The organism is Clostridium cibarium, from assembly GCF_014836335.1.
GTDB lineage: Bacteria > Bacillota > Clostridia > Clostridiales > Clostridiaceae > Clostridium > Clostridium cibarium.
Genome location: NZ_JACSRA010000010.1, coordinates 38,031 through 52,750 on the forward strand (window position 1 = coordinate 38,031; position 14,720 = coordinate 52,750).

The window sequence follows — 14,720 nt, forward strand, 5'->3', positions numbered from 1 at the left end:
AGATATATTAATAATTAAAAAAGGAGGAAGAAAAAATGAAAAAGTTAATAACATGTATATTGACTATGTTAACTTCGTTACTTTTAGTGTTTTTTGTAATACAAGCTATGCCAGGAAATCCAGTAGAAACATTAACACAGGAATATATGAGAACAAGTGGCATGCAATATGATCAAGCATATCCAAAGGCCAAAATAGCTCTAAATTATGACCCGGATACTCCTTTAATGGATAGGTTTAGTCAATATGTTAAAGGAATAGTAACAGGAAATTTAGGTCAATCTATGTCTTATAAAGAACCTGTCATATCAATAGTTTTAGGAGCTTTACCTTGGACACTTTTAGTATGTTCCATATCTCTGTTTTTGTCTTTTATAGTAGGAGTGATAATTGGAATATACGTAGCTTGGAAGAGAAGTAATGCCTTAGATGGAGTAGTTACAGGATATCAAGCATTATTTGGATCAATTCCAGATTATATTGTCGCTTATCTTTTAGTATTACTATTCTCAGTATTTTTAGGAGTTTTGCCATCAAAAGGAGCTTATGATTCAAATATTACTCCAGGGTTTAATGGAGCATTTATAATAAGCGTTTTACAGCATGCATTGTTACCAGTACTTGCATACTTTTTAACAACTTTGGCTGGTTGGATAATGGGGATGAAGGCAAGCTGTATGAGTGTACTTGGTGAAGATTATATAAATTACTCTAAAGCTAGAGGTCTTTCAAATAGGCGTATTGTCTTTAGTTATTTGGGGAAAAATGCAATATTGCCAATGGTAACAAGTGTAGCCATATCATTTGGAATGATGTTTGGAGGTTCGCCTCTTATAGAAAATTTATTTGTGTATCCAGGAGTTGGATATTATTTAGCAACAGCTATATCTAGGAGAGATTATACTTTGATGGAAGGGATGTTCTTAATGATAATAGTTATGGTGTTATTGTCAGGTCTTATAGCAGAATTCCTTTATACTAGATTAAATCCAAGGTTAAGGGAGAAGTAATTATGAATAATATTATGGGTACAAATCATAAATCAAAACTTAGCGCATATGCAAGAGAAGGTACTTTTTTAAATTGGCTTAAGGAATTTTTTCAAGTCATATGGAAAAATAAAATGTCAAGAGTAGGTTTTATAATATTAGTTTTTTTCTTAGCATTATCAATAATAGGACCAATGGTTGTAAAAAACCCCACATCTAACTATTTAGATAGATTACAAGGACCATGTGCAATACATTTGTTGGGAACTGATTATGCAGGAAGAGATATACTATCTCAATTTGTTGTAGGATCTAGATCAGTTTTGTTAGTTGCCTTCTATGCAGCATTATTTTCAATAATAATTGCATGTGGAATGGGAATTACATCGGGACTTATAGGGGGAAAAACTGATGAAATTTTAATGATGATTACAAATATAGTATTAACCATGCCAAGTTTCCCTGTAACTATGGTTCTTTCCATGATTATTGATGTAAATAATAATATTTTATTTGGATTAGTGCTAAGTTTATGGTCTTGGGCAGGACTTGCTAAAGCAATTAGATCTCAGGTTTTAGTTTTAAGAAATAAAGACTTTATAGAATCAAGCAGAATAATGGGTATAAGTAATTTTAATATAATAGTAAAAGATATTATTCCTAACATAACCTCATTTATAGCAATAAACTTTATAGCTATTATGAAGGGAGCAATTATAACATCAGTAGGGTTAATGGTATTAGGACTTGTACCATTTGAAGGAAATCATTGGGGGATGATGATTCAAATGGCAATGTCTCAATCAGCAGTAGCCTATGGTGGAGTTGGCCCTATAGTCTATTTTTTAACACCTATAGTTGGAATAGTTTTATTTCAAGTAGGTTGCTATTTATTTGCTAATGGACTAGATGAAGCTATGAATCCAAGGTTGCGTAAATAAGGAGGTAGAATAATGAATCCATTAATAGAAATAAAGAACTTAACTATCGATTTTGTACTTAATAACGGAATACTAAGAGCCTGCGATAATGTTTCATTTACTATAAATAAGGGCGAAATAATTGGAGTAATTGGAGAAAGTGGGAGTGGTAAATCTACTTTAGCTTCAGGTATTTTGAATCTAGTACAAGCACCGGGTAAGATTTCTTCAGGAGAAGTATATTACTATACAGAAAATAATGAAAAGGTTAATTTATTAAAGTTAAATAAAAATGATTTGAATAATTATAGGTGGAGTGAGATTTCCACAGTTTTTCAAGCTGCTCAGAACGCTTTAAATCCAGTTTTAAGAATTGAAGAACACTTTTTAGAGACAGTATATGCTCATACAGATAAAATGAGTAATGAAGAAATATTAAAAAAAGCAGAGAAAGTTTTGTCATATGTAAGATTAGATAAAAGTGTATTAGAATATTATCCACATCAGTTAAGTGGAGGGATGAAGCAAAGGGTATTAATTGCATTGAGTCTTATTTTAGATCCAAAAGTAATTCTTTTAGATGAACCTACTACAGCATTAGATGTAATAACTCAGTGGTATATATTAGATCTGTTAAAACAAATTCATAATGATCTTGGTATAACATTGATTTTTCTAACACATGATATTTCGGTAATTTCGGGTGTAATTGATAGGATAGCAGTAATGTATGCAGGAGAAATAGTGGAATACGGTAAAGTTGAGGATGTATTTAATGAAACATCTCATCCATATACAAAAGGACTTCTTGATGCAATACCAACATTGCATGATGATATAACTAAACGTAAAGCTATTCCAGGATCACCACCAAATCTTATTCAAGATTTCAAAGAATGTAAGTTTTCTCCACGTTGCTATATGTATTTAAACGAAGAATGTGATGGAGATAAGAAAAAGACAGAAGCCTTATATAAAGTTAATGGCAATCAATGTACTAGATGTTATAAGTATGGTGAACTTACAAGTAAGGAAATAGTAAAGGAAGGTGCATAAAATGAGTTTGTTAGAAGTGGATAGTGCAACTATTGAGTTTGAGAATAGAGTTAATAAAAAGCAAAAAGTTTGTGTATTATCTAATATTAATCTTAGTATAGAAGAAGGAGAAATAGTGGCAGTTGTAGGGGAGAGTGGTTGTGGGAAAACTACACTAGGCAAACTAATTGTAGGCATTTATAAACCAACTAAAGGTAAAATAATCTATAAAGGAAAGAACATTCAGAAGTTAAAAAAGGGAGAATTTAAAGATTATAGGCTTGGAGTTCAAATGGTTCATCAAGATTCTTTTGCGGCCTTAAATCCTAATAGGACAATTTTTCAATCATTATCAATGCCACTATTACAGCATAAAATAGTTAAAAATAAAGAAGAGGCAGAAAAGTTATTAAAGGAATATTTTGAGGAAGTTGGATTAGTACCTCAAGAACAATTCTTGTATAAATATCCACATCAACTAAGTGGAGGCCAAAGGCAAAGGATATTACTTGCAAGAGCTTTATCTGTAAAGCCAAAGCTAATAGTAGCAGATGAACCAGTTTCTATGGTTGATGTTTCACTTAGGATTTCACTTATTGATTTAATGACTAAGATGAATAAAAAATATAATATTTCTTTTATATATATTACTCATGACTTAGCTACAGCAAGATATATAGCTAAGAATGGAAGGCTTGTTGTTATGTATCTTGGAAAAGTTATAGAGCTTAACAATATTTATGATGCTATAGATAATCCAAAACATCCATACTTTCATGCATTACTCTCAGCAGTGCCAGAAATTATAAGAACCAAAAAAGATAGAGTGTCAGGGAAATTGCCACTTAGAACTTTAGATATGCCAAGTATAGTAAATCCACCTTCTGGATGTAAGTTTCATACAAGATGTCCTTATTATACTGAAAAATGTGAAAATGAAGAACCAGAGTTAATAAAGTATAAAGGAGGTTATGTAGCATGTCACTATGTCAAGGAGATAGAAGAAAAAAGAGTAGAAGCGAAGATAGGATAGAACTAAGTGCAGTAGTAAAGTTTGTGAAGTTTTTACAGTGTATTGCTTGTGGAATGCTAGGAATAGCAGTTTTAGGTATGATATTTGTAAGTGATAATGTTGGTGCAAAAGTAGTATATACAATGGTAATTGTAGTTAACTTAATGGTAATTATTTTAGGTAAAGTACCTATTAAATATCTGATGAAAAAAATGCTTTAGAGCTTGCGCTTCATCTTTTTCGCATGGTGAATTTATACAAAAAGTGGATAAAAAATAAAGGCTGTATAAATGTTCAGCCTTTATTTAGCAACTCTACCTTCTTTAATTCCATATAGTAGATAATGTTCATAGTATGCTAAATTGTTGTTTCCAAAGGCACTCTCTAAATCTTTATAATTGTTTTTATAAATTTTAAAATTGAAGTTTTCGCTAGCAGTTCTACCTTCGTTTATACCATATGTTAAAAAGTGAATTATAATTCCGTGATAATCATTTCCAAAAGAGTTTGCTACATCTGGATTGTTCTTAATATAGAAGTCCATATTAAATACTGGGGAAAGATCTCTAGATTCCTTATAACCTGTATTAATAAAGTGATTGTAAGCAGCTTCGAAGTTATTTGCACCAAATGCATTTATAAGATCAGCATTATGATTTAGGTAATAATTAGAATCGAAAACTATAGATGAAGTACGACCTTCTTTTATTCCATAAGAATGAAAATGATTACGAAGTTTTATATTATCATTTCCAAAAGCACTCTTCAAATCTGCGTATTTATTAGAATAGAAATTTGCATTAAATATAGTATCTTCAATATTTGGAGCAGTTTCCATTATTCTTTTTGCTCTCCAAAATTTATATACGGAAGATATTTTTACTACATCACCTGTCCTAGGAGCATGTATCATTTGACCATTACCAATATATATTCCTACATGGCCTGGATCTGTAAAAACTAAATCTCCAAGAATTAAGTCACTTTGTGATATTTCTTTACCTGAATTAATCTGATTACTAGTAGTTCGTCCAATTTGGATGTTAACAACATTTATATATACGTATTGTGTAAATCCTGAGCAGTCGAAGGAACTTGGACCAGTAGAGCCAAAGTTATATGGTTTGCCTAGATGTTTCATAGCTTCATTGATAATTGCTTGTCCACTTATAGTGCTTGCTTTAACAGATAGAGAGGTATTAAAAATATTAAGTAATATAAGTAGAACTGATAATATAAAAATTAATAATTTTTTTGTTCTTGTATTGCAAGTTAACATTTGATGCCTCCTTTATTACTTTTGATTTATAATTAAAGGTTTACAAACAAATTATACATAGGGGGAGCAGTTAAATCAACTGGATATGGATGGACAGTATGGTAATATAAAAAGATTATTATAATTTATTGTTTTATGTAATTATATGGAATACAATGTGTATTATACGTTTTTTAATTATTCTACAAATGGAGGAAAATATAATGAACTGGAACTTAAAAAAAATTAGTGAGTTGACTATTGAAGAATTATATAAAATTCTAAAATTAAGAAGTGAAGTATTTGTTGTAGAACAACAATGTGTTTATCAAGATTGTGATGGAAAAGATGAGAGTTCATATCACTTATATTTAGAGGATAAAGGCGAAATTGTAGCATACTTAAGAATTTTGCCAAGGAAGATTTCATATGAAGAAATGTCTATTGGTAGAGTTGTAGTAAAAAAATCTTATCGAGGGCAATCTGTAGCAAGTGAAATGCTTAAGAAAGCTATTGAATTTATTGAAGAAAAACTAAATCAAATGGAAATTAGAATATCAGCCCAAGCTCACTTGATAAACTTTTATGGAAGCTTTGGCTTTAAAGCAGTTACAGAGGAATATTTAGAAGATGGAATCCCGCATATAGAAATGCTATATAAAAAATAAGTTCAATAATAGATAGGATGGGTTAACAGAAATTAAGAAAAGAGGAAAAATGGAGAATCTACATGAGTATAAGAAGAATATTATAAAGCTGAGCTAGCAACTAAATATTTTGAATAAAAGCCATTGGTTATTAAATGTAACCCAATGGTTATTTTTTTATTCTAAATGAAAGTAGAAAAATTTTAAAAAATAAAGCACGAAGAAATTATGGATAAAATGCTAATGTAATTAACTTTTTATAACAAATATTAATAGATATGTTATAAAAATAGTACTATAGTCATATTGACGCAATAATAATCTTATATTATAGTAAATGTAGAAATAGAAGGAAAATTATCAAATAAAGTGTAAAACAGTAATATTAAGTGATAGTTTGGCTCTAAAATTGTAAGTTTTATGGAGCAATTGAGGTGGACAAACATATGAAGATGCTGTGCTATTGATATCATATTTTAATTAGATCAGCATTTAAAATATGATGTTGAAATATAAAATATAGGGAGAGGGTAAAAATGAAGAAAATTAAAATGAAAGTTATTACAGTATGCTTAGCACTAGGAATGGTGGCAACTACTATGGGAGCACCAACTGTTGCTTATGCAGCTAGCAAGGGTGAAAAGTGTACAATTTCAAATGGTATTGAAACTAGTGTGGCTAACAATAATGATGCGAAAAATTATAATTTTAATCAAAATGTAGATGCTATTTATGGGGCTAGTAAAGCGTGGGCTCCTGGTATTAATTTTAATGTAAGCATTGATGTGTTAGGGATTGCTAATAGAATAGCTAGTGAAATAAGTAGAAATAACTTTAATGGGCAAAGAGCTGCTTTTTGTAAAAATCTAATGGAAACGGCTTTTTATGCAGCAGGTGGTAGATATAATGTAGTTGTTTTTGATTTATCACAAAACTACAATTATAGACTTTCAGGTGTTAAAATGTATGCTGGTTACCAATTTGATGGAACTACATTTGGGGTTTGGATATTTGATAGAAAACAACCTAGAGGATCTTATTTTAGAAATGATGGTCGCAGAGGATGGGATCATTGGGCTTGCAGAGGATGGCAAAGACAAGAAGACAATGTAATGTGGTATAATAAATAAATTTATAATTCTTTTTAAGTAGCGTTTATTCAAATACTACATAGTGATTAAATGATAAGTTTAATCAATTGTAGATAGATATTACTAGTCCTAACATGGAATTAATTCTATGTTAGGACTTTTTGTGAGTCTAGCATGGATACGAACTAATGAAGAATTTAAATATCAGCCCAAATTCACTTGATAAACTTTTATGGAAGTCTTGGGTTTAAAGCAGTTACAGAGGAGTATTTAGAAGAGGAAATTCCACATATAGAAATGTTATATAAAAAATAAGTTTGATAATAGGATGATGAGTTAATAGAAATTAAGAAAAGAGGAGAATCTAATGAAAGAAAAAATTATAAAAGTTAGTTCATATTACGGAGGTGATTTTCAAAATGTTTTTGTTGATCAGGAAAGCAATATTTTAGTTATTATGTTTCCGGGAAGTGGATATATAAATGTTAAACCACTTTTGTATTATTCAAACAAAATAGCTTTGGAACTTGGCTTTGATACTCTATGTTTAAATTATGGTTTTCAGGTTTTCAATAAAGACTTTAATTTAGATAATGATAAAGAAATTGAAATTTTAGTTCAGGAATCAGAAAAAATAATTAGAAACTGTTTGAATAAAGAATATAAAGAGTTAATTTTTATTGGAAAAAGTTTAGGGACTATTGTGCAAAGCAAATTATCTAAAAGATTTAAAGAATATAAACAAGTTCATGTCTATTTAACACCTGTAGATAAAACTCTAAAAAATTCAATTAAACATTCATGCTTAGCAATTTCAGGAACGAAGGATAAAAAGATAAATAGTTCAAATATAAAAAAGTTAGAAGAAAATGAAGAAGTTCAATTATTAAAAATTAATGGAGTGGGTCATAGCTTAGAAGGGTCAGATGTAATACAAAATATAAAAATATTAGCTGAATTAATGAGAACCATTAAGGAATTTTTGATAAAATCAATATAAAGTGAGCAATACTATATTAACTTAGATAAGTATTTACCATAATATTGCTCGTTAATTTATATATTTTTTTTAGAATTTTCAATCTTATTTATACAATATTCAAGCCATTCAATATAAGACTTCTCTCTTAAAATAGCACCCTTTAAAACTATATAATCCCCAAATTTAGGTGAGGAAATATCATCGATATCGGAAAGTTTATTTATATATTCTTCTAAGTTTTGAAGCTTTTCTGTGCGTTTATCCAGTTGACTAAAAAATTGTTTTAGTACTGTTTCATTATCCATTTCGTCACAGAAATAAGCTTTAAGTCTAAAGATGTCTTTAGGGGTTTGTTCTAAAGGTTCATCCTTAACAAGCCATGTTTTTAGATCCTTCTTTCCATCTTCGGTAATTGTATATAATTTTTTTTCTAGTTTTTCCCCTTGAATAATTGTTTTATATGATATTAGACCTTCATCGGTTAACTTTTTTAGTTCAGGATAAATCTGACTATGTTTAGCATACCAAAAGTTAACAAGGCCTTCGTTAAATTCTTTAGTTATATCATAGCCAGTTAAAGGTTCTCGATTTATTAAACCTAATATAGCATATTTTAAAGTCCTCATATGTAGAATTTCACTCCTTCTTGCTAATATTTTAACACTATAAATTAAAATGTAAACATAAAATTCAAACATGTAATTATTGACATGTTTGTTTTAAAAGGAATATAATGAATGTGAAAAGTTTAACTAAATTTTTTACTAATGAATTTTGATATGGAGGATGAAAGATGAACAAGTATAAGAAACTGTTTGAATCGGTTAAAATTGGAAGTTGTGAAATTAAAAATCGTTTTGCTTTAGCTCCAATGGGACCATTAGGATTAGCAGATAGTGAAGGTGGATTTAATCAAAGAGGTATTGATTATTATACTGAAAGAGCAAAGGGTGGAACTGGCTTAATTATTACAGGTGTTACCTTTGTTGATAATGAAGTTGAAGAACATGGAATGCCAAATTGTCCATGTCCAACACATAATCCTGTTCAATTTGTTAGAACAGGTAAAGAAATGACAGAAAGAATACATGCATATAATTCAAAAGTATTTTTACAAATGTCAGGTGGATTTGGAAGGGTTACTATACCAACAAATTTAGGAGAATTTCCACCAGTAGCACCATCACCAATACAACATAGATGGCTTGATAAAACATGTCGAGAACTTACTGTAGAAGAAATTAAATCAATAGTTAAGAAATTTGGAGATGGAGCATTTAATGCTAAAAGAGCAGGTTTTGATGGTGTTCAAATCCATGCTGTACATGAAGGATATCTTATAGATCAATTTGCAATAGCTCTTTTCAATCAAAGAACTGATGAATATGGCGGATCTTTAGAAAATAGACTTCGCTTTGCTCGTGAAATAGTTGAAGAAATTAAAGAAAGATGCGGACAAGACTTCCCTGTAACGCTTAGATATTCACCAAAGAGCTTTATAAAAGATTTTAGAAATGGTGCGCTTCCAGGGGAAGAATTTATAGAAAAAGGTAGAGATCTTGAAGAAGGTATTGAAGCAGCAAAATTACTTGTAAAGTATGGGTACGATGCATTAGACACTGATGTTGGATCATATGATTCATGGTGGTGGAGTCATCCCCCAATGTATCAAGAAAAGGGATTATACAGACCTTATGCCAAACTAATGAAGGAAACAGTGGATGTTCCTGTTATATGTGCAGGTAGAATGGATGATCCAGACATGGCCTTAGAAGCTATAGAAAATGGAACATGTGATATGATAAGTCTTGGAAGACCATTACTTGCAGATCCTGATTATGTAAATAAATTAAGAAGTAATAGATGTAAATCAATTAGACCTTGTATATCATGTCAAGAAGGTTGTATGGGACGTGTTCAGCATTATTCAATGCTTAACTGTGCAGTAAATCCTCAAAGTTGTAGAGAAAAAGATAATGCACTAACACCTATAATTAAGAAGAAAAAAGTTTTAATAGTTGGTGGAGGAGTAGCTGGGTCAGAAGCTGCAAGAGTTTTGGCACTAAGAGGTCATGAACCAGTTCTGTTTGAAAAATCGTCAAGACTTGGCGGAAACTTAATTCCAGGTGGAGCACCAGACTTTAAGGAAGATGATATAGCTTTAGCTGATTGGTATGCTCATACTTTAGAAGAATTAAAAGTTGAAGTACATTTAAATAGTGAAGTGACTAAAGAACAAATATTAGAATATAATGCTGACAGTGTAATAATTGCAACAGGTTCAACTCCAAAAGTATTCTCACTTGGAGATGATGAAAATGTATTTACAGCAGCAGATGTATTAACAGGAAAGAAAGATTCAAAAGATACAACAGTTGTTGTAGGAGGAGGCCTTGTTGGCTGCGAAACTGCACTATATCTTGCACAAAAAGGCAAAAAGGTAACAATAGTAGAAGCTCTTCATAAAATACTTGCTTTAAATGGACCTTTATGTTCTGCAAATAGTGAAATGCTTGAAAAGTTAATACCATTTAACAATATTGAAGTTAAGGAAAACTCAAAAGTAAAAACATATAAAGATGGAATTCTTGAAATAGAAACAGAAAATGGTATTGAGAATATAAAATGCGATTCTGTAATACTTTCTGTAGGATATAAAGAGGAAAATTCTTTATACAAAGAATTAGAATTTGATATTCCAGAAATTTATCTTTTAGGAGATGCTCGTAAGGTTTCAAATATTATGTATGGTATTTGGGATGCATATGAAGTAGCAAATCATATTTAAGCAATAAAATTTATATTAAAGAGTAGACTAATAAAAAAAGTCTACTCTTTTTTTACTTTCTTAAACAATATATACACTTTGTAAAACAAATCTGATATATTCCTTTTGGGGCTTTTGTAGATTAAGATGAACCTAGGAAAAAAATTTTTTTTATTATGTATTATGGAAGATATATAATTATTGATATAATGAGAAAAAAGAGGAGTGAGAGGCTTAATATGATACGAGATATACATGAAAAGTTATTAGCATTAACAGATGAAGAAAAACAAATTTTAAATGGGGAAATAGAAGTAGATAGAAGTCTTTACACCGATAATGGACAATTCATTATAGATAGCGATAAACTATTATCTCAAGGGGAACTTATAGATATTAGAAAGCATACAAGGTTTATTAAGTTTCCGGAACATAAGCATAACTACATAGAATTTAATTATGTTTATCAAGGAGAATTAAAAGAGATTATAGATAACAAGGAAATAAATTTAAAAAAAGGTGAATTAATATTTTTAAATCAATATATAAATCATGAGTTAGAGATATGCTCAGAAAATGATATTAGTATTAATTTTATAATTAGGCCAGAATTTTTTGATTATATATTGAGTCTTTTAGATAATGAAAATATAATTAGTAGATTTTTAATAACAACTTTATATACAGATTATAAAGAAGGAGAATATTTGTATTTTAAGGTAGCGGAAGATGAAAAAGTTCAAGAAATATTAGAGAAGATTATAATAGAACTCTATACAGATGGGATGATGAGTCGGGTTACTATAAAATTGTTAGTTGGGCTCTTGTTTGTTGAACTAGTAAAAACTCCAGAATGTATTGAGATATATTCAGTAGATAACTATGATAAGATGATAATTATTCAAGTTTTTAAATATATACATGAATTTTATAAAGAAGGTACTCTTTTGGAGATAGCAGAAAAATTAAAGCAACCAGACTATAAGCTTAGTAAGCTAATAAAGAAGCATACTCAAATGACATTTAAGGAGTTAATTCAAGAAAAGAGATTGAGTAGAGCCATTGAACTTCTTAAAGCTAGAGATTTATCAGTTGTTGAAATAATGCAAAAAGTAGGGTATGAAAATCCAACTTATTTTTATAAGATATTTAAGGAAAAGTATGGGGTTACACCAATGGAATATAGAAAAAAAGATAATAAATAAATGTTATTTTCCTGTATTATTTACAGAGAAAAATATAGGAAGGTAGAAGTTAGGATTAATAATGTTAACAACGATTATATTTGGTATAATTTACTTAGATATTAATGGAAGTGTTGGTGATATTATGCTAATAGAAAAAAATGAATTGTGGGAAAATAATAACAAGGTTACTTTAACTTCATATTTGTTAGATTATACAGATGAAATAGGTATACAGAAGCGTCCATCAATAATTATTTGCCCAGGAGGTGGATATTTATTTGCTTCAGATAGAGAAGCAGAGCCGATAGCAATGAAATTTGCAGGAGAAGGATATAATACTTTTGTTCTTAGGTATAACGTATACAATGAAGAGGGACAAAACTCCAATAATACATCTAAAGTAAATAAAGAAACGAAATATCCAAATCCTTTATTTGATTTGGCAAAAGCTATGTTAGTAGTACGAAAAAATGCGGAAAAGTGGTCAGTAGATAAAGATAAGATCTTTGTTTGTGGATTTTCAGCAGGTGGGCATTTAGCAGCGAGCTTAGGAGTTCATTGGCAAGATCGATTATTGAGAGAAAAATTTAATGTTGATAATGAGATTTTTAAGCCAAATGGATTAATTTTGGGATATCCTGTTTTAGATTATTTAACTATGATGGAAGTTGTAAATGAAAAAGATGATGAGTGGCTTATCGATTTTTGGAAAACATCCAATAATGCTCTTTTCGGAGAAAAAAATCCTTCAGTAAATTATTTAGGAGAATTGAGTCCAGTAAAATTTGTAACAGATAAAACTCCACCAACATTTTTATGGCATACAGCAAGTGATGGTTTAGTAACTGCTAGAAATTCTTTGAATTTTGCAGCTGAGTTATCTAAAAAGGGGGTTCCATATGAACTTCATATTTTTGAAAAAGGCGATCATGGACTAGCATTATGTGATAAAGTCACTGCAAAATATGACTGTCAAATTAATCTAGAAGTGAAGTCATGGTTTGATATGGCTCTTACTTGGTTAAAAAATATTCATTTTAGTTAAGCCTAAAGTTAACAAATTTATAACTAGTTTTTATCGAAAAATATAAAAAATAAGAAAATAGATAATATTTAGTAAAGTATTATTCGTTTTTTTTTGATATTAATATTAATTACAATATAAAAGAAATAACTTAAGTTATTAAGGGTACAAATGAATTTTAGGGGGAAACGCAAATGATAACAAAAAATATGAAAATATCACAAAAGCTAATTGCAGCAAGTATATTAAGCACAATATTTTTGGGGTTGGTTGGCTTTTTTGGGGTAACGAGAATGAATATAATAAATGATAATTGAAACGATATTTATGAAGAAAATTTAGTATCCATGGATAAGCTGTATCAAATTCAATTAAATTTGTTAAGAACAAGGACAAATTTAGAACATCTTATTAATACTAGGTATGAAAAAGACTCGGATAGTATTGGAAAAACTATACTTAAATCTATTAATACAAATGATGAACTTTATGATGAAGTTAATAACTTGACTTTTTCAAGTTCAGAGCAAAAAGAAAGTTATGATAGCGCAAAGGCATCTTTAACTAAATATAAAGATTCAGTAAATAAAATTATAAATTTTGTTAAAGCAGGAAATTACGATGAAGCATCAAAGTTATATGAGGGTGATTTTACTACAATAAGAAAGAAAGTGGAATCTGGGATGAATGATGCTACTCAATATAGTGGAACCGATGCAAAAAAAGTTGCAGATTCAAATCAATCTATATTTCAACAAGGGTTGACCGAAATGATAATTGCTATAATTGTTGGAATGATAAGTATTTTTGCAATTGAATTAAAAATTGGAAGATGGCTTTCAAGAAGAATAAATGTTGTAAATGGGTTTGCTAATGATTTACAAAATGGAGATCTTACTAAACGAATAAAGATAACAGCTAATGATGTTTTCGTGAAGATGAAAATAGCAAATGAATCAACTGAGCTAATAGCTAAAGGTACACAAGAATTAAGTAGTATTACAGAGGAAGTAAGTGCTTCAGCGGAAGAAATGGATTCAAATACAAGTGCTCTTGCTAATAAAGCAGATGATGTAGCTATTTCTGTAAAAGAAATTAGAAGTCGTGCTATTGATATAAAGCATAAGTCAGAAAAAAATATAGACATTGGAAATCGTATTTATGAAGAAAAGCGAGTTAATATAATAAAAGCAATTGAAGAGGGGAAAATAGTTGAAGAGGTCAAAACTATGGCTGATTCAATAGGAGAAATAGCATCACAAACAGATTTACTTGCATTAAATGCAGCTATTGAAGCAGCAAGAGCAGGAGAACAAGGCAAAGGATTTGCTGTAGTTGCTGATGAAGTAAGAAAACTTGCAGAGGAATCAGCTAAAGCTGTTGTAAATATCCAGTCAATGGTAACACAGGTGCAGGTAGCTTTTGATAATTTATCAAAAGGAGGAGAAGATATATTAGATTATATATTAAACAATTTGAATCCAAGTTTTCAATACTTTTGGATACTGGTATTCAATATGAGAAGGATGCAGAGTTTGTTAATAACGTGTCTAAAGAAATTGCATATTCCTCAAATCAGATGAATCAAATAGTAGAACAAGTTAATCTTGCTATGCAGAATGTGTCAGCTACAGCAGAAGAATCAGCCGCAAGCTCAGAAGAAATTTTAAGTAGTATAAATGAAGTTACAAATGCAATTAATGAAGTTTCTAAATCTGCTAAAGATCAATCTGAGCTTGCAAAAAAACTAAATGATTTAGTTCAAGAATTTACAATATAGTATTAAAGACAGCATAGTAGACTATGCT

The 14,720-nt window shown here is 29.7% G+C and carries 14 protein-coding genes and 2 pseudogenes; 14 read left to right on the top strand and 2 right to left on the bottom strand.

The window, feature by feature from the left end; genetic code table 11:
* Nucleotides 1-35 precede the first annotated feature (35 nt).
* Genes H9661_RS07940 through H9661_RS07960 form a run of 5 tightly spaced genes read left to right on the top strand, consistent with a single transcriptional unit; the run spans nt 36 to nt 4,177 of the window.
* On the top strand, nt 36-1,010 hold the full coding sequence (locus H9661_RS07940; RefSeq protein WP_143316106.1) for an ABC transporter permease: 975 nt from the start codon (nt 36-38) through the stop codon (nt 1,008-1,010).
* Between the two features lie 2 nt (nt 1,011-1,012).
* Nucleotides 1,013-1,930: an ABC transporter permease gene (locus tag H9661_RS07945; RefSeq protein ID WP_143316105.1), complete on the top strand. Its 918-nt coding sequence runs from the start codon at nt 1,013-1,015 to the stop codon at nt 1,928-1,930.
* A 12-nt stretch (nt 1,931-1,942) separates the two neighbouring features.
* Nucleotides 1,943-2,965 (top strand): ABC transporter ATP-binding protein, encoded by a 1,023-nt coding sequence (locus H9661_RS07950; protein WP_143316104.1) that lies wholly within the window; start codon nt 1,943-1,945, stop codon nt 2,963-2,965.
* Between the two features lies 1 nt (nt 2,966).
* On the top strand, nt 2,967-3,977 hold the full coding sequence (locus H9661_RS07955) for an ABC transporter ATP-binding protein (protein WP_143316103.1): 1,011 nt from the start codon (nt 2,967-2,969) through the stop codon (nt 3,975-3,977).
* On the top strand, nt 3,923-4,177 hold the full coding sequence (locus H9661_RS07960) for a hypothetical protein (protein ID WP_143316102.1): 255 nt from the start codon (nt 3,923-3,925) through the stop codon (nt 4,175-4,177). The genes H9661_RS07955 and H9661_RS07960 overlap by 55 nt, the downstream gene beginning before the upstream one ends.
* A gap of 614 nt (nt 4,178-4,791) precedes the next feature.
* On the opposite strand, the pseudogene H9661_RS19585 reads toward H9661_RS07960, so the two are convergent.
* Nucleotides 4,792-5,124, bottom strand: a pseudogene (locus H9661_RS19585) (C40 family peptidase); the annotation flags it as partial.
* Nucleotides 5,125-5,438: 314 nt separating this feature from the next.
* Between H9661_RS19585 and H9661_RS07970 the strand changes: the two are divergent.
* The 3 genes from H9661_RS07970 (at nt 5,439) to H9661_RS07985 (ending at nt 7,952) form a co-directional block, all read left to right on the top strand.
* Nucleotides 5,439-5,882: a GNAT family N-acetyltransferase gene (locus H9661_RS07970; RefSeq protein ID WP_143316100.1), complete on the top strand. Its 444-nt coding sequence runs from the start codon at nt 5,439-5,441 to the stop codon at nt 5,880-5,882.
* A 515-nt stretch (nt 5,883-6,397) separates the two neighbouring features.
* The gene (locus H9661_RS07975; RefSeq protein ID WP_191768152.1) at nt 6,398-6,991 is read left to right on the top strand and encodes a stress protein; all 594 of its coding nucleotides are present in this window, start codon (nt 6,398-6,400) and stop codon (nt 6,989-6,991) included.
* A 328-nt stretch (nt 6,992-7,319) separates the two neighbouring features.
* On the top strand, nt 7,320-7,952 hold the full coding sequence (locus H9661_RS07985; protein WP_191768154.1) for an alpha/beta hydrolase: 633 nt from the start codon (nt 7,320-7,322) through the stop codon (nt 7,950-7,952).
* Nucleotides 7,953-8,008: 56 nt separating this feature from the next.
* Here the strand turns inward: H9661_RS07985 and H9661_RS07990 are convergent, their stop codons facing one another.
* Complete coding sequence (locus tag H9661_RS07990) at nt 8,009-8,560, bottom strand: PadR family transcriptional regulator (protein WP_143316097.1); 552 nt, start codon at nt 8,558-8,560, stop codon at nt 8,009-8,011.
* 167 nt (nt 8,561-8,727) lie between these two features.
* Here H9661_RS07990 and H9661_RS07995 point away from each other — a divergent pair, with 167 nt between their 5' ends.
* The 6 genes and pseudogenes from H9661_RS07995 to H9661_RS20140 all read left to right on the top strand — a co-directional run bounded on the left by H9661_RS07995 (nt 8,728) and on the right by H9661_RS20140 (nt 14,692).
* Nucleotides 8,728-10,722, top strand: a complete 1,995-nt coding sequence (locus H9661_RS07995; RefSeq protein WP_191768156.1) for an oxidoreductase — start codon at nt 8,728-8,730, stop codon at nt 10,720-10,722.
* Between the two features lie 218 nt (nt 10,723-10,940).
* Entirely contained in the window at nt 10,941-11,906 is a 966-nt protein-coding gene (locus H9661_RS08000; protein WP_143316095.1) for an AraC family transcriptional regulator, read from the top strand.
* 61 nt (nt 11,907-11,967) lie between these two features.
* Entirely contained in the window at nt 11,968-12,933 is a 966-nt protein-coding gene (locus H9661_RS08005; RefSeq protein WP_243240362.1) for an alpha/beta hydrolase, read from the top strand.
* Nucleotides 12,934-13,121: 188 nt separating this feature from the next.
* A pseudogene (locus H9661_RS19590) lies at nt 13,122-13,649 on the top strand (MCP four helix bundle domain-containing protein); the annotation flags it as partial.
* Between the two features lie 294 nt (nt 13,650-13,943).
* A complete protein-coding gene (locus H9661_RS20135; RefSeq protein ID WP_243240365.1) occupies nt 13,944-14,495 on the top strand; it encodes a methyl-accepting chemotaxis protein in 552 nt (183 codons plus the stop codon).
* The gene (locus H9661_RS20140) at nt 14,459-14,692 is read left to right on the top strand and encodes a methyl-accepting chemotaxis domain-containing protein (RefSeq protein ID WP_185966762.1); all 234 of its coding nucleotides are present in this window, start codon (nt 14,459-14,461) and stop codon (nt 14,690-14,692) included. Before H9661_RS20135 ends, H9661_RS20140 begins: the two co-directional genes overlap by 37 nt.
* Nucleotides 14,693-14,720 lie beyond the last annotated feature (28 nt).